Source organism: Rhodococcus sp. YL-1 (assembly GCF_001942025.1).
GTDB classification, from domain to species: domain Bacteria; phylum Actinomycetota; class Actinomycetes; order Mycobacteriales; family Mycobacteriaceae; genus Rhodococcus_F; species Rhodococcus_F qingshengii.
Genome location: NZ_CP017304.1, coordinates 242,875 through 265,476, shown reverse-complemented (window position 1 = coordinate 265,476; position 22,602 = coordinate 242,875). Strand labels below are relative to the sequence as shown.

At 60.5% G+C, this 22,602-nt stretch carries 24 protein-coding genes; 16 read left to right on the top strand and 8 right to left on the bottom strand.

All coding sequences use genetic code 11. The features are described 5' to 3' along the window. The first annotated feature begins 18 nt into the window (after nt 1-18). Genes BH682_RS35250 through BH682_RS35225 form a run of 6 tightly spaced genes read left to right on the top strand, consistent with a single transcriptional unit; the run spans nt 19 to nt 6,262 of the window. Entirely contained in the window at nt 19-633 is a 615-nt protein-coding gene (locus BH682_RS35250; RefSeq protein ID WP_047270604.1) for a TlpA disulfide reductase family protein, read from the top strand. Next, nucleotides 630-1,439: a cytochrome c biogenesis CcdA family protein gene (locus BH682_RS35245; protein WP_047270602.1), complete on the top strand. Its 810-nt coding sequence runs from the start codon at nt 630-632 to the stop codon at nt 1,437-1,439. The genes BH682_RS35250 and BH682_RS35245 overlap by 4 nt, the downstream gene beginning before the upstream one ends. Next, entirely contained in the window at nt 1,436-3,067 is a 1,632-nt protein-coding gene (locus tag BH682_RS35240; protein WP_054827427.1) for a cytochrome c biogenesis protein ResB, read from the top strand. The genes BH682_RS35245 and BH682_RS35240 overlap by 4 nt, the downstream gene beginning before the upstream one ends. Further along, entirely contained in the window at nt 3,064-4,665 is a 1,602-nt protein-coding gene (gene lnt / locus BH682_RS35235) for an apolipoprotein N-acyltransferase (RefSeq protein ID WP_054827437.1), read from the top strand. Before BH682_RS35240 ends, lnt begins: the two co-directional genes overlap by 4 nt. A 60-nt stretch (nt 4,666-4,725) precedes the next feature. After that, nucleotides 4,726-5,526, top strand: coding sequence for a DUF3105 domain-containing protein (locus tag BH682_RS35230; RefSeq protein WP_047270598.1), 801 nt, complete (start codon nt 4,726-4,728; stop codon nt 5,524-5,526). Continuing rightward, complete coding sequence (locus BH682_RS35225) at nt 5,519-6,262, top strand: DUF305 domain-containing protein (protein WP_064113085.1); 744 nt, start codon at nt 5,519-5,521, stop codon at nt 6,260-6,262. Before BH682_RS35230 ends, BH682_RS35225 begins: the two co-directional genes overlap by 8 nt. Before the next feature lie 59 nt (nt 6,263-6,321). Here the strand turns inward: BH682_RS35225 and BH682_RS35220 are convergent, their stop codons facing one another. After that, the gene (locus tag BH682_RS35220) at nt 6,322-7,257 is read right to left on the bottom strand and encodes a cytochrome c oxidase assembly protein (RefSeq protein WP_054827426.1); all 936 of its coding nucleotides are present in this window, start codon (nt 7,255-7,257) and stop codon (nt 6,322-6,324) included. A 42-nt stretch (nt 7,258-7,299) separates the two neighbouring features. Continuing rightward, nucleotides 7,300-7,842, bottom strand: coding sequence for a copper resistance CopC family protein (locus BH682_RS35215; RefSeq protein ID WP_223304457.1), 543 nt, complete (start codon nt 7,840-7,842; stop codon nt 7,300-7,302). Nucleotides 7,843-8,025: 183 nt separating this feature from the next. Here BH682_RS35215 and BH682_RS35210 point away from each other — a divergent pair, with 183 nt between their 5' ends. The 3 genes from BH682_RS35210 to BH682_RS35200 all read left to right on the top strand — a co-directional run bounded on the left by BH682_RS35210 (nt 8,026) and on the right by BH682_RS35200 (nt 9,669). Continuing rightward, nucleotides 8,026-8,682, top strand: a complete 657-nt coding sequence (locus tag BH682_RS35210; RefSeq protein WP_047270652.1) for a DsbA family protein — start codon at nt 8,026-8,028, stop codon at nt 8,680-8,682. Next, nucleotides 8,679-9,329: a vitamin K epoxide reductase family protein gene (locus tag BH682_RS35205; RefSeq protein ID WP_052959927.1), complete on the top strand. Its 651-nt coding sequence runs from the start codon at nt 8,679-8,681 to the stop codon at nt 9,327-9,329. The genes BH682_RS35210 and BH682_RS35205 overlap by 4 nt, the downstream gene beginning before the upstream one ends. A gap of 148 nt (nt 9,330-9,477) precedes the next feature. Beyond that, nucleotides 9,478-9,669: an antitoxin gene (locus BH682_RS35200; protein WP_047270593.1), complete on the top strand. Its 192-nt coding sequence runs from the start codon at nt 9,478-9,480 to the stop codon at nt 9,667-9,669. A gap of 131 nt (nt 9,670-9,800) precedes the next feature. On the opposite strand, the gene BH682_RS35195 is transcribed toward BH682_RS35200, so the two are convergent. The 6 genes from BH682_RS35195 to BH682_RS35170 form a co-directional block, all read right to left on the bottom strand. Further along, a complete protein-coding gene (locus BH682_RS35195; protein ID WP_223304456.1) occupies nt 9,801-10,337 on the bottom strand; it encodes a hypothetical protein in 537 nt (178 codons plus the stop codon). 28 nt (nt 10,338-10,365) lie between these two features. Continuing rightward, the gene (gene ctaD / locus BH682_RS35190) at nt 10,366-12,123 is read right to left on the bottom strand and encodes an aa3-type cytochrome oxidase subunit I (protein ID WP_047270592.1); all 1,758 of its coding nucleotides are present in this window, start codon (nt 12,121-12,123) and stop codon (nt 10,366-10,368) included. Nucleotides 12,124-12,240: 117 nt separating this feature from the next. After that, entirely contained in the window at nt 12,241-13,191 is a 951-nt protein-coding gene (locus BH682_RS35185; protein ID WP_075836664.1) for a M56 family metallopeptidase, read from the bottom strand. After that, nucleotides 13,192-13,551, bottom strand: coding sequence for a BlaI/MecI/CopY family transcriptional regulator (locus tag BH682_RS35180; protein ID WP_003944627.1), 360 nt, complete (start codon nt 13,549-13,551; stop codon nt 13,192-13,194). It abuts the gene before it with no gap. 32 nt (nt 13,552-13,583) lie between these two features. Continuing rightward, nucleotides 13,584-14,462, bottom strand: coding sequence for a M23 family metallopeptidase (locus BH682_RS35175; RefSeq protein WP_223304455.1), 879 nt, complete (start codon nt 14,460-14,462; stop codon nt 13,584-13,586). 139 nt (nt 14,463-14,601) lie between these two features. Beyond that, a complete protein-coding gene (locus tag BH682_RS35170) occupies nt 14,602-16,533 on the bottom strand; it encodes a bifunctional copper resistance protein CopD/cytochrome c oxidase assembly protein (RefSeq protein WP_075836663.1) in 1,932 nt (643 codons plus the stop codon). A gap of 179 nt (nt 16,534-16,712) precedes the next feature. On the opposite strand from BH682_RS35170, the gene BH682_RS35165 reads away from it, so the two are divergent. The 7 genes from BH682_RS35165 (at nt 16,713) to BH682_RS35135 (ending at nt 22,601) form a co-directional block, all read left to right on the top strand. Continuing rightward, the gene (locus tag BH682_RS35165; protein ID WP_003944635.1) at nt 16,713-17,633 is read left to right on the top strand and encodes a cation diffusion facilitator family transporter; all 921 of its coding nucleotides are present in this window, start codon (nt 16,713-16,715) and stop codon (nt 17,631-17,633) included. Beyond that, nucleotides 17,630-18,157: a signal peptidase II gene (gene lspA / locus BH682_RS35160; RefSeq protein WP_047270588.1), complete on the top strand. Its 528-nt coding sequence runs from the start codon at nt 17,630-17,632 to the stop codon at nt 18,155-18,157. Before BH682_RS35165 ends, lspA begins: the two co-directional genes overlap by 4 nt. Before the next feature lie 246 nt (nt 18,158-18,403). Continuing rightward, nucleotides 18,404-19,465 carry a multicopper oxidase domain-containing protein gene (locus BH682_RS35155; protein WP_021334392.1) on the top strand — a complete coding sequence of 354 codons (1,062 nt, stop codon included), beginning with the start codon at nt 18,404-18,406 and terminating at the stop codon, nt 19,463-19,465. Further along, nucleotides 19,462-20,724 (top strand): ZIP family metal transporter, encoded by a 1,263-nt coding sequence (locus BH682_RS35150; RefSeq protein ID WP_021334393.1) that lies wholly within the window; start codon nt 19,462-19,464, stop codon nt 20,722-20,724. The genes BH682_RS35155 and BH682_RS35150 overlap by 4 nt, the downstream gene beginning before the upstream one ends. Continuing rightward, a complete protein-coding gene (locus BH682_RS35145) occupies nt 20,721-21,140 on the top strand; it encodes a QcrA and Rieske domain-containing protein (protein ID WP_047270587.1) in 420 nt (139 codons plus the stop codon). The genes BH682_RS35150 and BH682_RS35145 overlap by 4 nt, the downstream gene beginning before the upstream one ends. Nucleotides 21,141-21,228: 88 nt before the next feature. Next, the gene (locus BH682_RS35140; protein WP_047270644.1) at nt 21,229-21,948 is read left to right on the top strand and encodes a YwaF family protein; all 720 of its coding nucleotides are present in this window, start codon (nt 21,229-21,231) and stop codon (nt 21,946-21,948) included. Between the two features lie 323 nt (nt 21,949-22,271). Then, on the top strand, nt 22,272-22,601 hold the full coding sequence (locus BH682_RS35135) for an ArsR/SmtB family transcription factor (RefSeq protein WP_030538015.1): 330 nt from the start codon (nt 22,272-22,274) through the stop codon (nt 22,599-22,601). Nucleotide 22,602: the final 1 nt, after the last annotated feature.

The following is a 22,602-nucleotide window of genomic DNA, read 5'->3' as shown; positions in this document are numbered from 1 at the left end:
ACACCCACGCGACAACGGATGCACCGCACCCCCCGAGCGCATGCCCATCCCCTCTCACTCATTGCTATCCTCACCGCGGTGGTCGTCGCCGCAAGTGGGTGCGCGAGCGGTACCGACGCGGTCGCTTCGGGTGCGAACTTCGATTTCGTCTCGCCTGGGGGGCAAACCGATATCTTGTACGACCCACCCGAGTCGCGAAATAGAATCGGCGCATTGGCCGGGCCTGACCTTATGACCGACGGTAACGATATCTCACTGACTGACTACGCAGATCAGATCGTCGTGATCAATCTGTGGGGACAATGGTGCGCCCCATGCCGCTCCGAGGCCGACGATCTCGAACGCGCCTACGAAGCAACCAAAGACCTCGGCGTTCAGTTTCTCGGGATCAATGTTCGAGATCCTCAACGTGACAAAGCTCAGGACTTCGTCGTCGACAACAACGTGAGCTACCCCTCGATCTACGACCCGTCGATGAGGACCTTGATAGCGCTCGGCGGAAACTATCCGACGAGCGTGATTCCCTCCACGTTGGTGTTGGATCGTCAGCATCGCGTCGCCGCAGTGTTCCTTCGTGCACTTCTCACTGAGGATCTACAGCCTGTCATCGAGCGTGTGGCGGCCGAACGGTGAACGACTTTGCCCAAGGCATCGGGTCCAGCTTCCAGACCGCCGCCTCGAGCGGTCCGTTGCTGCTCGCCGTAGCGGCGTGCGTTTTGGCCGGTCTGGTCTCTTTCGCCTCACCGTGCGTGGTGCCACTGGTTCCCGGATACCTGTCGTATCTAGCCGGCATTTCCGGAGCTGATTCTCCGGCGGTGACCCCTGAAGACGCGACCACGAGACCCGCAGCAGGCAGATGGCGGGTGACAGGCGCGGCAACGATGTTCGTCGCGGGATTCACGGTGGTGTTCGTTTTCGCCACCGCATCGGTATTCGGCGTGATCAGCACCCTGCGCATCAACGAAGCGCTGCTCCAACGTGTGGGCGGGGTGATCACCATCGTGATGGGGTTGACATTCATCGGCCTTATTCCTGCCCTGCAGAAAGACGCACGATTCGCGCCGCGACGAATCTCCTCCCTTGCCGGCGCACCTTTGTTGGGGGGCGTGTTCGCGTTGGGCTGGACACCATGTCTCGGCCCCACTCTCGCAGGGGTTCTTTCGGTGGCGGCCGGAACTCAAGGCACGACGGCAGCGCGCGGGGTGCTGCTGATCGTCGCCTACTGTCTAGGACTTGGATTACCGTTTATCGTGCTGGCGTTCGGGTCGGTGAAAGCGCTCCGAGGCGTCGGATGGCTCAAACGCCATTCACGAACGATTCAGATCGTCGGCGGAATAATGCTCGTCGCTGTCGGTCTGGCACTGGTCACCGGTGTGTGGGGCGTGTTCATCGGCTGGTTGCGCAACGAGTTTGTCAGTTCGGTCGTGTTGCCGATATGACAGAGAGTGTCCCCACGGGAGCTCGCATCCGTCGCCTCCCGAGACTGATTATCCGAGAAAGCATTCGAATGCTGCGCCAGTACTGGCGCAGATTGACGTCGATGAGTACCGCGCTCGTGCTCCTGTTCCTCTTGGCGCTGGCAGCACTCCCCGGAGCAATGCTGCCTCAGCGAAATCTCAACGTGCAGAAAGTGTCCCAGTACATTGCGGCCCAACCAACCCTTGGCCCACTGTTCGACAAGCTGGAGTTGTTCGACGTCTTTTCCAGTTTCTGGTTCACCGCAATCTACGTTCTCCTGTTTCTCTCTCTCATCGGCTGCCTGTTTCCACGCTTGCGGGCGCATCTCGGCGCACTCAGGAGCCAGCCTGTGCGGGCACCTCGGAATCTGTCCCGGTTGCCGCACCATTTCCGCGGCGAGGTAGATATCTCTCACGACGAGGCCTTGACGAGAGTGCGCCGGTCTCTCAAGGGTTGGCGCATCGCAGTCAATCCCGAAAATGATTCCGGAGTATCGGTTTCGGCGGAGAAGGGATATCTGCGCGAGGCCGGGAATCTGGTTTTCCACTTCTCGTTGATCGGGTTGCTCGTCACCGTCGCCATCGGCAAGCTGGTGGGGTACGAGGGTTCGGTCATCGTCATTGCCGACGGTGGTCCTGGATTCTGCAACACCTCACCCGCTGTGTACGACTCATTTCGCGCTGGAAGTGCAACTGACGGAACTGGTCTCGCACCGTTCTGCATCAAGGTCAACGATTTTTCCGCGGACTATCTCGATACTGGTCAGGCCGAAATGTTCACCTCCAACATCTCATACCAGAGCGGGCAGGACATCGCGACCAATACGTGGAAGGACTACCGTCTTCGAGTCAACGAACCGTTGCGTACCGATGGCGCCCGCGTCTATCTGACCGGCCACGGGTACGCGCCGCAGTTCACCGTCACTTTCCCCGATGGCCAGTCCCGTACCGAGACAATGCAGTTTCAACCGGACGACGCGGTGACGTTTCTCAGCAGTGGGGCGTTGCGTTTCGATCCACCCGGCGGTTCGTTCCCCGATCCGAACGAGCGCCGGAAGAATCAGATTGCCATCGAGGGACTCTTCGCGCCGACCGCGGCCTTCAGTGGGACGCTCCTGACTTCGTCGTTTCCCGACGCACGTGATCCTGCGGTCGCGATCGACATCTACAAGGGCGATACGGGTCTGGATACCGGCATTCCGCAATCGATCTTCTCGTTGAATACGGAGATGATCAACCAAGGAAGGCTGGTCAAACAAGATCGTGTGAACCTTCGACCGGGAGAGACGCGGACTCTCTCTGACGGAACACAGGTTCGGTTCGACGGGGCCAAGGAATTCGCCAATCTACAGGTGTCGTACGACCCTGCGCAACAGTGGGTTCTCGTCTTTGCGATCACGATGATGCTCGGACTTCTGACCTCGCTCGTGATCAGGAGGCGGCGCGTGTGGATCCGTTTACGCCCGGGGGCAGCACCGGAGCAGGTCGATCTCGAACTCGGAGGCCTCGCGAGGACCGATCATGCAGGGTGGGGCGGCGAATTCGACGATCTTTGTGAGAAATTGTGGACGGACCAGCACAGTTCTCCTTCTACGGGAGCGGGCCTGTGAGGGTCCCTTCGTCCGAACGTGCACTCACTGCCGACGGTGAACTCGATGCATGCCTGAAGAGTGGTCGCCCCAAACGGCTTTACGGTGGGAACGCTTTGCGTCTCGCGCTTTCGGTGGGCGCTGGGTGGCTGCTATTTCTCAGTTTTCCGCCGCGCACGCTGTGGTTTCTGGCCCCTGTCGCCATCGCCCTGCTGACCGCCGTTCTCCAGGGTCGCAGTCTCCGTGCGGGTTTCGGATTCGGCTATGCCGCGGGACTGGGATTCTTCGTTCCCTTGCTGCCGTGGGTCGGAGCGTATGTCGGTGCAACGCCTTGGTTGGCGTTGGCGGCGATTGAAGCGCTCGCGTTCGGCGTGTTCGGCGTACTGGCAGTGGCCGTCGGTCGCGCTCCCCTTTCCCCGGTGTGGATTGCGGGTGCATGGGTCACCGCCGAAGCACTTCGTAGCCGAATTCCGTTCGGCGGTTTCCCGTGGGGGCGTTTGGCCTTCGGGCAGGCGGACAGTCCGCTGCTGCCGTTGGCTTCGATCGCAGGGGCGCCAGGTCTTTCCTTCGTGACTGCACTGACCGGAACTCTCATCGCCTGGTCACTGGCCGGACCCTCCCGTGTTCGATGGCAAGCATTGGCGAAGGGTGGCGTTGCCGTCGTCCTCATCTTTGTGAGTGCATTGGTGACAAGTTCTCCCGGTGCCGCCCCTGACGAGGTCGTCACTGCTGCCGTCGTTCAGGGCAACGTGCCGCGACTCGGCCTCGATTTCAACGCCCAACGCCGAGCGGTGCTCGATAATCATGTTGCCCGCACCGAGCAGCTCGCTGCCGATGTCGCGGCGGGTCGCGCAGCCCGGCCACGGCTTGTTATCTGGCCCGAAAATGCTTCGGATATAGATCCTTTGGTGAATCGGGATGCGGCAGAGCGACTGGACCGAGCAGCCCGTTCGATCGGGGCACCAATCCTGGTCGGTACGGTTCTCGTAGGTGAAGCGAGCACATCGATCAACAGTGTCATGGTGTGGGATCCCACGGATGGCCCTGGCCAGCAACACATCAAACGACAACTCGTGCCGTTCGGGGAGTACCTGCCGCTCCGACCGATCATTCGTGCAGTGTCGTCGTACGCCGATTCTGCGGGCAATTTCGTTGCCGGGAATGGGAACGGTGTCGTCGACCTCAACGGAGTTCAGGTAGCTGTTGCCACGTGTTACGAGGTGGCCTTCGACGATCTGGTGACCGAGTCGGTCCAGGCGGGAGCCACCGTCATCGCGGTTCCCACCAACAATGCGACCTTCGGCCGGACGGAGATGACCTTTCAGCAATTGGCCATGTCGCGGGTGCGGGCAGTCGAGCACGGTCGCACTGTGTTGATCGCCGCGACCAGCGGTGTCAGTGCGATCATCACGCCGACGGGAGAGGTACGCCAACAGAGCGAGATCTTCACAGCACAGGCATTGACCGACGAGATCGCCCTGCGTTCCGATCTCACACCGGCAACACGTCTGGGCGCGGTTCCCGAGATCGCCCTGGCGGTGATCGTCCTTTCTCTCGCTGCCGCATCTCTCTTCGGGGGCGCGTACCGCTTCTGTCTCGGCAGAAGAACGAAACCATGAATTACTATGATTGATAGTAATTCAGTGTCGGTGCCAGCGCGCAAGGGAACGAGTCCACCAATGTCGAAGAACCGCAAGAAGAACACACCCCGCCCCCGCGGCGGTGGGGTGCCCGGTGGCCGAAGTTTTCCGTGGTCGATATCGATCGCAGTCCTGATTATCGCCGGCCTGGTCTCGGTCATCGCCTACAACATGGTGCCCAAGGCCATCGAGAGGACCGAAGCACAAAAATACGCTCCGAGCGCGGACAACCCGGACCCCTCGCTGTCCATCGAAGGGGTAACCGAAATCGAATACGCGGCCGGCAATCATATTCAAGCGCCTCAGCGCGTTGCATACGATCAAACTCCCCCCTTGGGAGGAGCGCACGATCAGTACTGGGCGACATGCACAGGCATCGTCTACCCGGAGCCGATACGCACTGAGAATGCGGTGCATTCACTCGAGCACGGTGCGGTCTGGATTGCCTACAACCCCGACTCGTTGAATCCGTCCGACGTCGACGCCCTTACCTCCCAAGTCAACGGTAAGCCGTATTCCCTGATGTCACCGTTCCCTGGCATCGATTCCCCCGTTTCGATTCAGTCGTGGGGGCACCAACTCAAAGTCGACAGCGTCGACGACCCCCGTATCGCAAAATTCATCACCGCCCTCAAACAGAACCCGAACACCCATCCAGAGGCCGGTGCCAGCTGTGCAACGGTCCCGGGAGGATTCGACCCGAACGCTCCTTTCCCCTTCGACGCATCTCCGCCAGGCCCTGACGCGATTCCCGCAGCGTCGGAGCAGTCAGCCACTGGTCTTCCCGCAGCAACGACCCCACCTGCGCCGGCGATCACGAGGAGTCGCGAAAATGGTTGAACACGAGGCGGTATCGATTCAATCCGAGTCGGTATCCGATTCATCGGGCAAACGCCATGCCACGCCGGCCGCAGTGTTGGTGGTCGGTATTGTCATCGCTCTGTTGATCGGAATCATCATCGGCCTGTGGGCAAAGGGGCGGATCGAGAACACCTCGCAGGGGGTCCCAGCCGTCGGCGCAGTGGAGGTCGGCTTCGCGCAGGACATGTCGGTTCACCACGGGCAAGCGGTCGAGATGTCGTCCCTCGCATTGGTGAACACTGCCGACCCCGCTATCCGTACGCTCGCGTACGACGTCGTCACTACTCAGCAAAGTCAGATAGGAATGATGCAGGGGTGGCTGTCCCTCTGGGATCGACCCGCCCGGAGCACGGGCGAGTATATGGAGTGGATGCCCTCAACTTCCTCGGCGATGAATCACTCGATGCCCGGCATGAGCACCGGACAAAGTGATTCCGGCGTAACTGAATCAGTCGCGATGCCGGGAATGGCTTCTCCCGCCGAACTCGCGGAACTACGCACCCTGACCGGACCGGCATTTGAGATTCGCTATTTGCAATTACTGTTGCGCCACCATCAAGGGGGAATTCCGATGGCCCAATACGCCGCTGACAATGCCGATCTCCCCGTCGTGACAAATCTTGCTCGACAGATCGCCGCTACACAGCAGGCCGAATCGACCGCATTGCGAGAACTGCTCGCAGTGAGAGGTGCCCAACCGATCCCGATGAACTGACCACTCATCTCACACACCGTCGCATCCGCCGAACCCGATCATCGAGATGCCGAGAGCAGTCATCGACGGGGAAGGGTTTTGAGGAATTCGTTGTAGGCCTCGAGGTCGACGTCACCGTCCCTGGCGGCCTTTTTGTCGACGGCGGCGTTGGTGCGGGTCTCGTCGCGATTCCACCTCATCGCGAAAACCACCATGATGATCAACGCGACGGGTTCTCCGTACGACCATGCCAAAGCCCCCGCCATTTGTTGATCGGCCATCAGATCGACGTTCCAGGACGCCGGCGGATTGGTGAAGGTACTCAGGAGTGGCGAGGTTGCCATCATCAGGATCACGCCGATGAAAACATGGAGAGGCATTTCGACGAAGAGGTCGAAACATCGACCCAGGTTGCTTTGCTTGACGGGCAACGGCCCAGATGAGAGCACCGGAACGATGAACAACACTCCAGTGGCCAGGAAGAAGAGCTCCAGGCCTGTGTGACCGACCCAGGACGACGCCACCAGGTCGAATACCGGCGAGAGGTAGATGCCGTAGTAGCTGAACAGGAACAGTGGAATCGTGACGCCGGGGTGTAGCAGAATCTTCGCCGTCCGGCTTCTGAGTGCCGTCAATGCCAGCTTGAGGATCGGAATTCCCCACCCTGTGTGAGGGGTGGAGCGCAGCAGGAGAAGACCTGGGCTGCCGAGAACGAGCAGTGGTGGAATCGCCATCGACAAGGTCAAATGCTGGAACATCCAGATACTGAAGAGTTCGTACCCGTAGCCCTCGACGGCGAGCCCCGTGACCAGGATCAGCAATATACAGCCGAAGAGGAAGCTGGCCGTCCTCGTCCACGGCCACACCCGACCGGAAGACGTCACCCGGTAGACACCCCAGCCATACCACGCTGCCAGTAGGACTCCGATCAGTGGTAGGACCGGGAGCGGCTGCGGCGCCCACCCCACCATTGCTCCGAACGAAGGCACGGCCTCGGGTAAACGTATCCAGTCCATCACCTACGTGGTCCCTCCCCGCTCGTACTGTGTTGTAACATCTCAGCGCTTCGAGCGCTTGTCTCCGCGGAGAACGATGACCATCCCGATCACGAACAGGATTGCCACTGCGCCACCGAGAATCGGCAACAACAGTGGGGATCCGTCGTCGGAGTCGGCATCGGCGGTCGCCGCCGACGGCGCAACAGTTGCCGGAGGTGTTGCACCTCCGGGAAGCGGCGCCGCATTGTTCTTCGCCGCGTTCAAGGTGAAGGAGTACGACCCCGTGATCGGGTGTCCGTCCTCAGAGATCACCCGGTAACCAACGGTGTAAGTGCCAGACGACATCTGACCGGTCGTCACGAGAGAAACGCGCTCTCCCTGCACCGACGGCTCCCCGGCTCCGACCTGCGTCCCGTCGGCCGCACTGACGGTCACGTTCGCGAAACTCGTCTGAATCTCCTGATTGAAAACCAATTCCACCGAACTCGGCGCAGTGTCGAGAACTGCGTCGGCGGATGGAGTCGATCCGACCAGTGCACTGTGTGCTTGCGCGGTGCCTGCGCTTATGAGCGCACACCCCGCAGCCACCAGCAGCACAACCATTGCACGCCTCAAAATCTGTTCCTCCTACTCGGCTCACACCATCGAGGTGCGGAGTCCGGCGATCGATGCACACCGCACTTCGCTGAGACAATACCTCCGACTACTATGTTGCATAGTATTCAGGGCTGTGTGGTGGCCGGAAGGTTGCACGCATCGACGAACACCGACCAGGTAGGCGGATCCATGAAGTTGACCACCAACGCGAAATTCTCGATAGCCCTGATAGCTGTCTTCGCTGTCGTCCTCGGCGCGCTGTTGCTCGGCAACCGCAGCGGGAGGGAGACAAACAGCGCCAGCGCTTCGGACGCATCGGTTCTTCGCGACGACACGCATCTACTTTCCTCTGCGCCGGACAACGATGTCGTTCTGGTCGAATTCCTCGACTTCGAGTGCGAGGCATGCCTGGCGATGTATCCGACGATGGAGCGGATACGTGCTGAGTACGCTGACCGCATCACGTTCGGTGTACGGTACTTCCCCATTCCCAGTCACACGAACAGTCGACTCGCGGCGCGAGTCGTCGAAGCGTCGTCCAGGCAAGGGAAGTTCGTGGAGATGTACCAGCGAATGTACGACACGCAGACCCAGTGGGGCGAGTCGTCCGAATCTCAAGTAGCCCTCTTCCGTACGTTCGCCCAGGATCTGGGACTCGACATGGCGACCTTCGAAGCAGATATGAATGATCCCGCAGTCGCAGAGCGTGTCGAAGGGGACTTCAACGAAGGTATCGACCTGGGCGTGCAGGGCACACCGACGCTGTTCCTCAACGGCGTCCAGTTGCCGTCCATGCCGACATATGACGATCTCACCGCTCGCATCGACGCAGCGCTGGCCCAATGACATCAACGGGAGCACGCGGTGCCCACGTCGACACTGGTATACCTCCGACTGTCGACTCGGCCCCGAAAGTGTGCTCCCCCTATGTCGTCGGATGGATTCTCACTGCAGCAGGCGCTCTCGGCTTGGCGGCGTCTCTGATACTGACTATCGAGAAGTTTCAGCTTCTCGCGGATCCCTCATATCGCCCGTCCTGCAGCATCAACCCCGTCCTCAGTTGTGGATCGGTGATGAGTTCTCCACAAGCCTCGATCTTCGGTTTCCCGAATTCGATCCTCGGTATAGTCGGGTTCACCGTCCTACTGACCACGGGAATCGTGACCCTCACCGCCGCAAAGGCACTACCTCAGTGGTATTGGCGCTGTATCGTCATCGGCTTGCTCACCGGAGCGGTGCTGGTTCACTGGCTGATTTTCCAAAGCCTGTACAGAATCCAGGCACTGTGCCCGTACTGCATGGTCGTGTGGGTGGTGACGATGACAGCCCTCTGGTATGCCATTTTGCATCTAGGTGCTCGTAGCGCGTCGACCTCCTCGCGAATCGTGACCGTCGGCACCGAGAAACACACTCTCGTGCTTACTATCTGGATCGTGTCCGTCGCGAGCATGATTCTCAGCGCATTCTGGGACTACTGGTCGACACTGGTCTGACGAGTCCCACGAAAATCTGCCAACGCCGTCGCACTCGGCCAACTGTTGCACGATCAGTCAACCTTCAACTCAACTACTATGGATCTTAGTTTTTAGATCCGCAACCCTCCCGAGTAGAGGGCGATGAGGCCAGGAGAAGGAGACGAATATGAAATTCATGGGTGCAGCGAAAGCGCTAGTCGACAAGGGCAAGGAGGCTGCCTCGAAGAACGCAGACAAGATCGAAAACGCGATCGACAAAACCGCCGCGTCTGCCGAAGCCAAGACCGGTGGAAAACTGACCAGCCAGATCCGGAGGGCTGCGCTTGCGGCAAAGAGAGCGATTCCTCCGAAGAAGTAGCGACTCTCTTTGCCTTGCCGCCTGATTGCTCGTTGGTCTCCACGCCGTACGACTGAGAATCGGCGTCGAGAGCGCGAATAATCTCGCTTCGGTGTGCCCCCCTCGTGACAGCACACCGAAGCGAGGAGCGCTCAGGGTTCGGTCTGCGGAATCACGATACTCGCGTGAAAATCTCTGTGCCACAGCCGCGCAAGGAGGGCGTAATAGGATTCGGTTACCCTCGATTGCGTCGAGAGCGCCGCTTCCGACGACTCGATTGTCGTCGGAACGAGAAGGAGGGCACGATTCGCCAATGCCGCCGCGGAACTCCCGATATCCATCACTGCGCCACTGATACTGGCCGCGGCGTTCAGCACGGGGTCTGGAAGGACAGTGGTGGAACGCATGAAGGTCCGCTCTGCGTCAACGAAATCCGCTCCGGTCTGGAGATGATTCTCGATTGCGGCGATTACTTCGCTGACTCGACGGGTGTGAACCCGAAGTTTGCGGGGGTGCCGGATGTGGCGACGAGATACCGGTGGCAAAGTCCGCAACCGGGCACCAGCATGGTTCGCCACGCCGCCGTCGAGAGCGGTCGGCAGTACGTCTCGAATCAACCAGTCCGTGAGTAGGGCGGCAGCGGTATCTGTTGCCGGGACGATGACCACCGGCATTGTTCGTGTTGACATTGACTTTCCCATCGGTATGGCCGCCGAGCTAATTCTTCTCGTCATCATCGGACGTGGATGCGGTAAGTACCTTCTCCGATTCTGATGAACTCGTCTCCGGCCGGTGACCGGCCCCGACGTGTGCTTCTGCTCGCATCCGAGCAACCATGTGCGGGTAATGCAACTCGAAGGCCGGACGCTCGCTGCGGATGCGCGGCAACTCGGTGAAGTTGTGACGCGGCGGCGGGCAGGTCGTTGCCCACTCCAGCGAGTTTCCGTAGCCCCACGGATCGTCGACAGTGACCACTTCGCCGAATCGGTAGCTCTTGAAGACGTTCCAGATGAACGGGAGAGTGGAGGCTCCGAGAATGAAGGAACCGATGGTCGAGACTGTATTGAGTGTGGTGAACCCGTCCGCGGGTAGGTAGTCGGCGTAACGACGCGGCATACCCTCGGCACCGAGCCAGTGCTGAACGAGGAACGTCATGTGAAAGCCGACGAACGTGGTCCAAAAGTGCCACTTGCCAAGGCGCTCGTCCATCATGCGACCGGTCATCTTCGGGAACCAGAAGTAGATACCGGCGTACGTCGCGAACACGACCGTACCGAAAACCACGTAGTGGAAGTGGGCGACCACGAAGTAAGTATCCGTGACCTGAAAATCCAGCGGAGGGCTCGCCAGCAGCACACCGGACAGACCACCGAAGAGGAAGGTGATCAAGAATCCGAGAGAGAACAGCATCGGTGACTCGAACGTCAGGTGTCCCTTCCACATCGTGCCGATCCAGTTGAAGATCTTCACACCCGTCGGCACGGCGATCAGGAACGTCATGAACGAGAAGTACGGCAGGAGAACCGCGCCCGTCGCGTACATGTGATGCGCCCACACTGCGATCGACAGCGCCGCGATACCGAGCGTCGCGTAGACCAGGCCGCTGTAGCCGAAGATCGGTTTGCGGCTGAAGACCGGAAATATCTCCGAGACGATACCGAAGAAGGGCAGCGCGATGATGTAGACCTCGGGGTGGCCGAAGAACCAGAACAGGTGCTGCCACAGCAGGACTCCGCCATTCGCGGGGTCGAAGATGTTGCCACCGAGGCGACGGTCGTAAAGCAGTGCGAAGAGTGCGGCGGTCAACAGCGGGAAGGCCAACAGAATCAAGACAGAGGTGATGAAGATGTTCCACGTGAAGATCGGCATGCGGAACATCGTCATACCGGGAGCGCGTAAGCAGACAATGGTGGTGATCATGTTGACCGCGCCGAGAATCGTGCCGAGACCGGAGACGAGAAGCCCCACAATCCACAGATCCGCACCGACCCCAGGTGAGCTGACTGCCGAACTCAGAGGCGTGTAGGCCGTCCAGCCGAAATCTGCGGCACCTCCGGGAGTGACGAACCCGCCCGTAGCGATGAGAGCACCGAAAAGGTAGAGCCAGTAGCTGAACGCGTTCAGTCGCGGGAAGGCGACATCCGGCGCACCGATCTGCAGGGGGAGAACGAAATTGGCGAATCCGAACACCACCGGCGTCGCGTACAGCAGCAGCATGATCGTGCCGTGCATGGTGAAGAGTTGGTTGTACTGCTCGTTCGACAGGAATTGCATGCCCGGAATCGCCAGTTCGCTGCGCATGATCAGCGCCATGAGCCCGCCGATGAGGAAGAACGCGAACGAAGTCACCAAATACATCAAGCCGAGCGTCTTGTGATCGGTCGTCGTCACAAGGTTCCGCAGCACCGATCCCTTCGGCGCCCGTCGCGCGGGGTACGGCCGGGCGGGGATCGGGGGTGATGCAATTGCGGTCATAGTCAGCCCGCTTCCTGTCGAGACGCAAATAGAGTGTGCGACAGAAGCATAACCCAAATACTACGTTGCATAGTTTTTGGGTCCGGGTGGCGCCTCGGCCACCCTTTCCGACTGCCGTCAGGTCACGAGGGCATGAGCGGACGCAGAGAAGACGACCATGGTGGTCAACGCGGCGATGACGGGAACGATCATCGGGAGCATCGCAGCAGAGATGCAGACCAGTTTGGTGCCGCGAATCCGGGAATCGGCCTGCAGCCTGACCAAACGCACCGAGATCTCGTCGTCACCGAGCCCGAGAGTCCACACCGGCTGAGGTAGCGGCGACGTCGCCACCACGCGCAACGCCGACCGGACGGCATCGGGGCTGGTGGCCTGTGCGGCCCGATCATCGGCAGCGAGCTCGACCAGCCGCCGCACCGCAGCGGGAGCCGCTTTGAACAGCGGGATCACCGGCAGCGCCTTCGCGAAGACTTCACACACATTAATGATCCGGTGATGCTGCCCTCGCAAGTGTGCCCGCTCGTGCGCGATCACCGCTTCGCGCTCGGAGGCGGTCAAGCAATCGGAGAGACCTTTGGTCGCTACGACGAATCCCGGCCGTCCAGCGACGCTGTAGGCCATCGGCATCGGATGATCAAGCCAGAGAACATCATCCGATGCCGGATCTGCGCGGGCGATGATCGATACGACATCACGGTGGTAGTCGCGGACCTTGGCTCGGCCCTTATGTTGCCGATGAGCCAAGAACAAGCTGCGAACGGCGATGAGCGCGGTAACCGCAACTCCGCCGACAGCGAGCGCTTCCCCGATCCAGGGGGCCATCGCGTGTTGGAAGGCAGTGAAGCATCGCACAAGGGCCTCGGAGAGCCCTTCCGCTGGTGCATGGCTCGGCCACAGAAGGATCACTACTGCCGATACGGCAAGGAATCCCAGACCCACGATGCTGCCGATCCATGCCGCGAGAATCGCTGCAGGAGCCAGAGTGGTCGATTCGAAACGCCGCAAAACCTTGGGCATGAACGCTCCGATGAGCACGGCCCCGAGAAGGAGGACTGCGGCGAGAGTCATCTACCGAACCTTGCCGTGATCCAGTGCTCGCCGCAGTGCCTCGTATTCGTCATCGGAGACGTTTTGCGCGAAGTGCAGAAGCGCTGAAACAGAGTCATTGCTGTTGTCGAGTAATTCGCGCATGGCCAGTGAGGTCGCTTCATCGCGGCTACGCGATGGCGAATAGATGTATGCGCGGCTTCGTTTTTCCCTCTGCACCCACCCTTTTTCGTGAAGGTGCGTCACGACGGTCAAGATCGTGGTGTATGCCTTCGGGGCGCCGCCCTCGAAGCGGTCGACCAGATCCCGCACAGACTGCGGCTCTTCTGCATCCCACAGGAGATCCATCACTTCGGATTCGAGCCCGCCGAGTCTCTTCATCTTCCTTCCCCCTTCGGAAATCGTCGATTGCGTCAGTCACTGACGGCCGGAGGCTGGATCTGTACCCCACGCGCGTCCAACCATGCCATGGGATCGACCTTCTGGCCGTCTGCCTGCCACACCTCGTAATGCAGATGTGGCCCTGTTGATTGTCCCCTGTTTCCTACCGTCGCAATCAATTCTCCGGCACGCACCTTTTGACCCGCGGTTACCAGAGTCTCGTTGATGTGTCCGAAGACCCCGATTGTCCCGTCATCCTGCAGGATACGGACCCACAGTCCGAAACCGGACGCAGGTCCGGACTCGAGTACCGTGCCGTCGGTGACGGACACGATAGGTGTACCGATCTCATTGGCAATGTCCAACCCGTAATGAGTCGACCCCCAACGCGGTCCGTAGTTCGACGTCAATGTTCCGCTGACAGGAGCCATCGTCAGCGGTTGGCGTGCAGCTGCCTCTCTCGAAGCGCGATCGGTGTCGCGTTCGGTGCCTCGAGCCAACTGTTCGGCCAGCCTCCCCAGCTCGGCCAGTTTGGGAACCTGGAGAATTTCCGGAGCCGATGCCAGCGCCTGCTCGAGAGGTGCCAACGGTTGCTGGTCGAGCTCGACGGGAACACTGACGCTCCCTGTCGATGCATGTGAGGCGGATGTGCCGGCGGCAAGCAAAGCGCCGGTGGCGACAGAGAGAACCAAAGCCCGTCCACCAGGACGATTGCGGGACTGTCGGCGATGAGCGCCGCCGCGTCGCGCCTGAACGCTTCCAGCGACGGATTCCCGGTCGACTGCAGATGCGGTGGAGATATACATCGTGTCGACTGGCAGGTCTCGATCGCTGTGTGGCGTGCCGAAAAGATAACTTTCCCGAAGTGGGCAGTCGAGATCGTCGGTGTCGGGCTTGCGGTGTCGGGCCAAGATCGCATTCCTTGCGTCGCGGAAGGTCACAGAATGGTGACGGTCCCAGACAGCGTACTACTATTTCGCATAGTTTTTGGGCGAGCGTTGACAAAATTCAAAATCTCGACAGACCGCCCCGCTGCGAATGCACCTTCTCCTACTCATCTGCCGCGCGGTGGCATCTCGGCGAGCAGCACGCGGTGAGGAGAAACCCTGTCGCGATTGCCAGGGGCACTGCTCCGATCGCGATTATCAGTCCGGCACCGAACCGTTGATCTCGCGAGAAGTCGTCGAGCCAGCCGCGCTGCAACGACGCGAAGTACTGATCGGCAATCACCGTGTCAGTGGCGATCAGTGCTGCTGCGAGGCCCCCGTAGGCCAAGAACGCCGCCAGGAGCAGGGTCGTCCTGATCGCGGCGCTCGCTCGCCTCGGCAAGGGATCGACGCCGACCATGACCCAGAAGAACATGAAACCGCAGATCAGCAGGGTTCCGTTGATCACCAGATGGGGGACGTGCGAGCCGGCGACAGCGCTGTACATCCCCCCCAGGTAAAGGAGAGGCAGGGCTCCGGCGAAAATCACAGCGATCACATAGGGCTGGGACATGAATCGGAACCAGGAGCCTCTGTACACGCTTTGCGCCCATTCCCTCAGCCCCGGCGCATCTCCGGACGATCGCCGAACGGAGAGCCTGAACAGCGTGAACGGGGCGCCCAGGACCAGACAGAGTGGAGCAAGGACCGCCACGGCGGACGTTGCCGCCATATGCATACTCATCACTGCAGGTGCATACCTACCCACTCCCGATGATGTTGCGACAAGCAACACCAGGCACCCCAGAGCCCAGCTGACCGATCGGAACGTCGACCACTGCACGCCCTGCTGTCGGAGGCGAAAAACGCCGACGACGTAGCACGCAGCCAACACCACGGCGAGAGTTCCGAAAATGAGATCGAATCGCCAGTCGACGAGCAAGCGGCCCGCAGTCGGTACGCCATCGAGCGCATACCCGAGCACCTCCTCGACTCTGCTCGGATCCTGTCGCTCCGTGGGCGCCGGGGGCGGCGTGCGGCCCAGGGCGACGGCGATACCGACGGTTACTGCGAGAACCACCGACTCCACCACTGCCAGACGAATGAAGGTGCGACCGTCGCTAGGATCCTTCGTCAGTTCGGCGATCGCGATTTTCCGTTGGCGCCAACCTGCCAGTCCGGTGAGGACCAAGGCGGCGACTTTGGCAAGAATCAAGACACCGTAGGTGCTACTCCACACCGCGGTGAGCGGCACCCGCACGGCAGCGTTGACCACACCGCTGATCGCTATGACGACGAACGCCATGAGTGCCACGGCCGAGAAGCGGCGCGCGGCGAAGTCGAGATAGCTCCCCTTTCTGCGGGCATGCAACACGAGAGCCGCTATTCCTCCCATCCAAATCGACGCCGCGAGGATATGCAGAACCAAACTGTTCGTGGCGATGTCGTGGGATCCACCCGAAGAGGAGTGACCCGACAATGCCCTGGGGAGCAGGCTGAACAAAGCGAATGCGAGAAGTAACGGTGTCCACGAATATCGCAGGGTCAGACGACACGCAATCGCGAGCACGAGTGCGAGCCCTGCGGTCCATGCCCATGCAGTTGTGACATCGATGTCCGAAATCGCGCGAGCGAACAGCCCTGGATCGGCGAACACGACGGAGAGAGGTTGGCCTGAACTGTCCGAGAGGGTGAGTGGAACGAGCAGCGCCGCGCATACCGCCCAGATAGCGGCGGCGACGCTTGCGGTTCGTAGCGCCAGATATCCGTCGACATCGAGTACACCTGAGGCTTGAGGCGGAACGAGAACGGCAGCCAAAAGTAGACTGCCTACGGTCATCACGGCGGCAACCTCGCCGAACGCCATCACCGCCGGGAGTCCGTAAATCGTCAAGGGCCCCGGATCTGGAAGTCCGAGCAATCGCAGCGCCTCGGAAGTTGATGCGCGCGCCAATGCCGCCGCAGTGATTGCAGCTATGACACCCCATCCCAATACTTTCCGTATGGGTCGTCCGACGACGAGGGTATCGGCGCCGGACGGTTCGGTTTCGATCATTTGCGGGTGGACCTCTCAGCATTGTGGATCTCGCCCGCGCGATCGGTGCTCCGGACCAAAATACTATGACGGATAGTTGCATGGGTGCTTCAGCCAGGGTTTACTGAAACTCTCTCGTTGGCAAATATGCGCATATGAGAATACGACGCTCCAGTCATAGGCGAGAAGGGCATATCGAGATGGGTCACGGCCATGGGCACGGCGTTGCGGAACAAGCTGCGAGTGCATCGGGTAAACATGTCCGCAAATTATGGATAGCCGTCGGGCTCGGTCTGGTCACGTTCGTCACGCAAGTCATCGTGGGGTTGTCCACGTCATCGCTCGCCCTGCTCTCCGACTCCGCACACGTCTTCACCGATGTGTTCGGCATCCTCATGGCATTGACCGCTATCTTGCTTGCGCAAAGAGCGCGATCGCGCCCGGATCGCACGTTCGGTATGTACCGGGCGGAGGTGTTCGCTGCCTTGTTCAATGCCCTACTCCTGTTCGGTGTCGCCGGATGGGTTCTCTACGAAGCTCTCGGTCGACTTTCCGATCCGCCTGAGGTCCCTGGACTCCCGGTGAGCATCGTCGCTGTCGTCGGCCTCGTGATGAACATCGCGGCATTCTTGCTGCTTCGCAGCGGGGCGAAGGAAAGCATCAACGTCCGGGGCGCCTATCTCGAGGTCATGGCTGACATGCTCGGGTCCGTTGGAGTCCTGATCAGCGGATTGGTCACACTGATCTTCGGATGGCGGTACGCGGATCCGGTGATCGGTGTTGCGATCGGCTTGTTCGTCCTACCGCGTGCCTACAATCTCGGCCGCCATGCCCTGCGGATCCTGCTCCAGCACGCCCCCGCCGGCGTGAGCATCACCGAGGTGACGCAAGCCTTGCAGGGGATCCCCGGGGTCAAGGACGCCCACGACCTTCACATCTGGACGCTCACATCGGGCATGGAAGTTGCGTCGGCGCATCTGACGATCGACGAGGAGTCCGATCCGACCAAGGTTCTCGCTGCTGCCCAGGATCTGTTGGCCACCCAGTTCAATCTCGTTCACGCGACCCTGCAGGTAGAACCCGCCGCGGGTGACGGGCGTTGCCAGGAGCTTCCGTGGTGAGTACCAACGAGGTGACCACGAACGACAAATCCGCCCATCACAAGAGACGAATTCTCTTCGCTACGACGGCGCTGATTTCGGTCGTCGTCGCCCTGACGATTGAGCCCGTTGCGCGGAAGCACCTGTCCGGGGTCAACGAGATGGATCTGGGCGTCGTCAGTTTGAGGCTGGCATACAACAGTGGTGTCGCCTTCAGTCTGGGTAATCAGCTGCCGAGTGCCGTCATCATCGCCTTTACCGCTCTCGCCACCATGGGAATCGCCGTATACGCCTGGCGGAGTGTCCCGCAAAGTCGTGGGGTGGCTGTGATCGGTTTCGCTCTGATTGTCGCCGGAGCTGCCTCCAACGTGGTCGACCGAGCCCTCGACGGGAAGGTCACCGACTACTTCCACACCGGCTGGTGGCCCACCTTCAATCTTGCCGATACCTACCTCACCTGTGGATTCATCCTGGTCGTCGTGTCGCTGCTGGTCGAATCCTCGCGCGGGTCCGAACGTGAGATTCAGCGTCCGCAATCCGTGTGACCTGACTCGGAGCGAGGAGGGAGCCGGAGCGCTGTCAGCAGGGAAGCAGTCCATCTCTGCGAACTTCTGCGGTTCGAGGTGGCGAAACCACGACGCCCCCACTCGTCGAAAATTCGCGTGGTCCGCCTGTTTTCGGTCGAATGCGTTCGGATAGTTTGGTGTCTATGAAAATAAAGTTTGGCATGACAAACTTTGAGGTGTGACTCTCGTGACTGTCAGGAATGTCGATGCTTCGGTCGGGTGGCCATGAGCGCACCGTCGCGGCGACAATTGTTGATCGGTGGGGCGCTCGCCGGATCAGCCGGACTCATGATGAACGCAGGAAGAGTTGCGGGCGCATCGCCTACCGAGCATCCCGGAAACACCAACCCGAGTACCGCCGCACCTGACGGAGACGGCGGAGTCCGTCACGGCGGCACGAGCGGCGCGACCTTTCGGGCCGGTCAGCAGGTGAACCACACTGCCAACGGGTTTCATCCCACGGCACTGCTGCGGGACTTCGACTACGGGACGACCTCCGAATTGCCTGACGGTCGAACGCTACGCGAGTGGGAGATCTTCGCAGCCGACGAAGAGATCGAGGTAGCACCAGGAGTCTATTTTCCGGCGTGGACCTTCAACTCCCGCATTCCGGGTCCCGCGTTGAGATGCAGTGAGGGAGACCGGCTCCGAGTGAAGTTCGTCAACGGCTCCGCGCACCCACACACGATGCACTTTCACGGAATCCATCCCGCTGAAATGGACGGAATTCCCGGGGTGGGGCGGGGAATCATCGAGCCGGGCGAATCATTCACTTACGAATTCGATGCCATCCCTTTCGGATTGCATCTCTATCACTGCCACGTCAATCCACTGGCAGAGCACATCGCCCGCGGCATGTACGGCACGTTCATCGTCGATCCAGCTCAGGGGCGCCCTGCGGCCGACGAAATGGTGATGGTGATGCACGGCTACAACACCACATTCGACGGGCAAGGAAACCAGCTCTACGCCGTCAACGGCATCCCGTTCCATTACATGCACGAACCTGTACAGGTGAAACGAGACGAACTGGTTCGCATCTACCTGGTCAACATCCTCGAATACGACCCGATCAACAGCTTCCACCTACACGGAAACTTCTTCGACTACTACCCGACCGGAACACGCCTCGAGCCCAGCGAATTCACGGACACGATCATCCAGGCCCAAGGTCAGCGCGGAATATGCGAACTGCGCTTTCCCTACCTGGGCAAGTACATGTTCCACGCCCACAAAACCGAATTCGCAGATCTGGGCTGGATGGGATTCTTCGAGGTGACCGAATGACCGGCACCCCTGATCCTCCCTCTCCGACGAGCACTCATGAGAATTCCCTTGGCGCTGCGGGTTCCGCGCAGACAGGGTCCGCTCAAAGCGACGCATCGCGCACCGGCCTTTGGCTCCGAGGCGCCGCAGTGCTCGCGATCATCGTCATCGCCCTGACTGCGCTGGCAATGCTCGCAGGACAAAGTCTCCCCGAACGCACCGGCCCACCGATCGAGAACATCTCCGTCGAACGAACTGCCCTCGAACCAGGCCGAATCACGTTGACGCTACGCAACACCGGCCCCGACGCGGTGACCGTCGCGCAAGTTGCCGTGAACGACACATTCGTCGATTTGGTAGGAGCTGCAGATCCCATCGGCAGACTCGAGTCCCAGACGATCACCCTCGACTACCCGTGGATCACCGGACAGCCGTACCTCGTCTCGATGCTCACCTCCACAGGGTTGGTCATCGAACACGAAATTCCCGCTGCCGTAGCAACTCCCGCCCCGGGAGTGGCGTTCTTCGGCTTGATGGCTCTCTTGGGCACATACGTCGGAGTCATCCCGGTCCTGCTCGGGATGCTCTTGCTGCCTGTGATGCGGGGCGCCGGCGTCAGGGCAGTCAGATTCGTGCTGGCCGTCACGGTCGGTCTGCTCGCCTTTTTGATCTTCGACGGCACGAGCGAGGGGTTCAAACTGGCAGCAGCCTCGAGCGGAGCCTTCGGCGGCGGCACTCTCGTCGTTCTCGGCGCGGCGATCGCCTTCCTGACGCTCACGTGCATCGACCGATACCTGCGCGGAAGACGCCCAGCCGGTACGACAGGCGCATCCGAACTCAGACTGGCACTGATGATTTCCATCGGCATCGGATTGCACAATCTCGGAGAAGGCCTCGCGATCGGATCCGCGTATGCGGTAGGTGAGCTTGCGCTCGGCGCGTTCCTCGTTATCGGATTCACCCTGCACAACACAACAGAGGGGCTCGCGATCATCGCACCGTTGGCTCGGCGACGCACCCCCCTGCTGACCTTGTTGGGGTTGGGATTGATCGCGGGTGCGCCGGCAATCCTCGGTGCTGTTATCGGGGCGGGCGTCGACAACCGTGAAGTATCTGCGTTGCTGCTCGGAGTCGGCGTCGGGGCAATCATTCAAGTCGTCATCCAAATTGCACCGTCCCTGCGCACACAAGGCCGCTCGGACCTGGATCCGATGGTCCTCGTCGGCGTCGGCGTCGGAATACTCCTGATGTTTCTCACTGGTTTGGTGGTCCCCGCATGAGCACGATCGATCCATCCGACATCAAGGTCGGGCGCCGAACGGTCCTCCTCACAGCCTGCGCAACAACTTGTCTCGCCGTCGCCGGATGTAGCACCCAGAACAACAGCAAGGCACCCGGCGTAACCCTGGGCAGTGCCGAGGTTCCGATATCAGCGGTTCCTGTCGGCGGCGGAGTCATTCTGGCGGACGAGCAAGTCGTGATAACCCAGCCGCAGGAAGGCGTGTTCCAAGCCTTCTCTGCGGTATGTACCCACCAGGGATGCGTAGTCTCCGAGGTCAGCGATGGAACGATCAACTGCCCATGTCATGGCAGCCGATACTCCATCGTCGATGGCTCGGTCGTGCAAAGACCTGCTCAGAAGTCCCTAAACAGTTACCCCCTTTCTCTCACTGGGGACACGATCATCGTCAACTAACCGGAGAACGGCACTTCCGAACTGGAACAGCCATCTGCGAAGGTTGTCACGGAGCAGTGCGTTCGGCGGCGCCGAGGAAGTGAGAGATGTGTACTCTGCGCAACCCGAGTTTTCGGCGTACGGCCTATCGCATTGGGCCGTCATCGCTCTGTTTGTCGTGGGTTCTGTGTTTCTGATCTGGGCGGGACGTAGACAGACCGAGGTGCAAGCTCGCCACCTCAGCCGCGTCCTCGGCGGAATACTGGCGGTGATATACGGCTCGGCGGTGCTCTACTCGCTGTCCTCGCCCACGCTAGGAGGATCCGTACCCTTACAACTCACCGATCTCGCGACAGTGTCCGCGATCTACGCATTGTGGTCGCACCGACATTGGCCGTTCGCCCTCACCTACTACTGGGGGCTTGTATTGAGTACGCAGGCGTTGATTTCACCGGCTCTGGCCGGGCCAGACTTCCCCGGTTACGAGTTTCTTGCCTTCTGGGCGATTCACCTGTTTGTCGTCTGGGCCGCGATCTATCTCACGTGGGGCCGGAGAATGCGACCTACATGGCGCAGCTACCGCCTCGCGGTGCTGGTCACGCTCACATGGGCGATAGTCACTTTCATCTTCAATCGCGTCGCCGATACCAACTACGGCTTTCTCAACGCCAAACCTTCCACCGCATCGCTGCTGGATCTGATGGGTCCGTGGCCGGTGTATCTGTTTTCTGGGATGACCATCGTATTCGTCATCTGGGCTCTGATGACGTGGCCGTGGGAGAGAGACGGGAGTCTCGACAAGGATGCCGCGGATCAACCTATGGGCTAGCCCGCCCTCGCTCGACCTTCGCACCCCTGACACTGGACTGCTTTCACAACAACAATCTGCACAGAGTCCCGCCCAACAGAACTGCCAGGCAGCCCAGTGGCAGGCCAACGAGAGCGGCAGATGTGATTGCTCAACCGGTCTGTGGATCCGGTGGGCGGCGCACGCTCCGATCGGCGACTCGCGGCGCCTCGGAGTTTCACCCACGCGAGTTCGTCGGCACGTGCTTGATCCCATCGTCGACACCTATAACGAGAGTCGTCTGTCGACATACCGCATATTATTCACTATTTCCTGTATTCATAATTTTCTGTATTATGGTTGATATGGATACCTTGCTGCATCGGGACGCACTGTCAAGATTCGGATACGCCCTCTCGGACTCGACGAGAACCCAGGTACTGCTCAGCCTGCGGGAGACCCCGGGGTATCCGTCGGACCTCGCCGACCAGATCGGGGTCTCGCGTCAGATTCTCTCGAATCACCTCGCTTGCCTGCGCGGATGCGGACTCGTCGTCGCCGTCCCCGAGGGCCGCCGAACGCGCTACGAGCTGGCCGATCCACGGATCGGGGACACCCTCGGCCAGCTGATGGACCTCGTCCTCGCCGTCGACCCCACTCTGTGCCCGAAATCGGATGCCGAAGGCTGCTGCTGAC

Coding starts and splice junctions, on each gene's coding strand:
- BH682_RS35250 (WP_047270604.1), top strand. CDS start 19: ATGCACCGCACCCCCCGAGCGCATGCCCATCCCCTCTCACTCATTGCT.
- BH682_RS35240 (WP_054827427.1), top strand. CDS start 1,436: ATGACAGAGAGTGTCCCCACGGGAGCTCGCATCCGTCGCCTCCCGAGA.
- BH682_RS35230 (WP_047270598.1), top strand. CDS start 4,726: ATGTCGAAGAACCGCAAGAAGAACACACCCCGCCCCCGCGGCGGTGGG.
- BH682_RS35225 (WP_064113085.1), top strand. CDS start 5,519: ATGGTTGAACACGAGGCGGTATCGATTCAATCCGAGTCGGTATCCGAT.
- BH682_RS35220 (WP_054827426.1), bottom strand. CDS start 7,257: ATGGACTGGATACGTTTACCCGAGGCCGTGCCTTCGTTCGGAGCAATG.
- BH682_RS35215 (WP_223304457.1), bottom strand. CDS start 7,842: ATGGTTGTGCTGCTGGTGGCTGCGGGGTGTGCGCTCATAAGCGCAGGC.
- BH682_RS35210 (WP_047270652.1), top strand. CDS start 8,026: ATGAAGTTGACCACCAACGCGAAATTCTCGATAGCCCTGATAGCTGTC.
- BH682_RS35205 (WP_052959927.1), top strand. CDS start 8,679: ATGACATCAACGGGAGCACGCGGTGCCCACGTCGACACTGGTATACCT.
- BH682_RS35200 (WP_047270593.1), top strand. CDS start 9,478: ATGAAATTCATGGGTGCAGCGAAAGCGCTAGTCGACAAGGGCAAGGAG.
- BH682_RS35195 (WP_223304456.1), bottom strand. CDS start 10,337: ATGTCAACACGAACAATGCCGGTGGTCATCGTCCCGGCAACAGATACC.
- ctaD (WP_047270592.1), bottom strand. CDS start 12,123: ATGACCGCAATTGCATCACCCCCGATCCCCGCCCGGCCGTACCCCGCG.
- BH682_RS35185 (WP_075836664.1), bottom strand. CDS start 13,191: ATGACTCTCGCCGCAGTCCTCCTTCTCGGGGCCGTGCTCATCGGAGCG.
- BH682_RS35180 (WP_003944627.1), bottom strand. CDS start 13,551: ATGAAGAGACTCGGCGGGCTCGAATCCGAAGTGATGGATCTCCTGTGG.
- BH682_RS35170 (WP_075836663.1), bottom strand. CDS start 16,533: ATGATCGAAACCGAACCGTCCGGCGCCGATACCCTCGTCGTCGGACGA.
- BH682_RS35165 (WP_003944635.1), top strand. CDS start 16,713: ATGGGTCACGGCCATGGGCACGGCGTTGCGGAACAAGCTGCGAGTGCA.
- BH682_RS35155 (WP_021334392.1), top strand. CDS start 18,404: ATGAGCGCACCGTCGCGGCGACAATTGTTGATCGGTGGGGCGCTCGCC.
- BH682_RS35150 (WP_021334393.1), top strand. CDS start 19,462: ATGACCGGCACCCCTGATCCTCCCTCTCCGACGAGCACTCATGAGAAT.
- BH682_RS35145 (WP_047270587.1), top strand. CDS start 20,721: ATGAGCACGATCGATCCATCCGACATCAAGGTCGGGCGCCGAACGGTC.
- BH682_RS35135 (WP_030538015.1), top strand. CDS start 22,272: ATGGATACCTTGCTGCATCGGGACGCACTGTCAAGATTCGGATACGCC.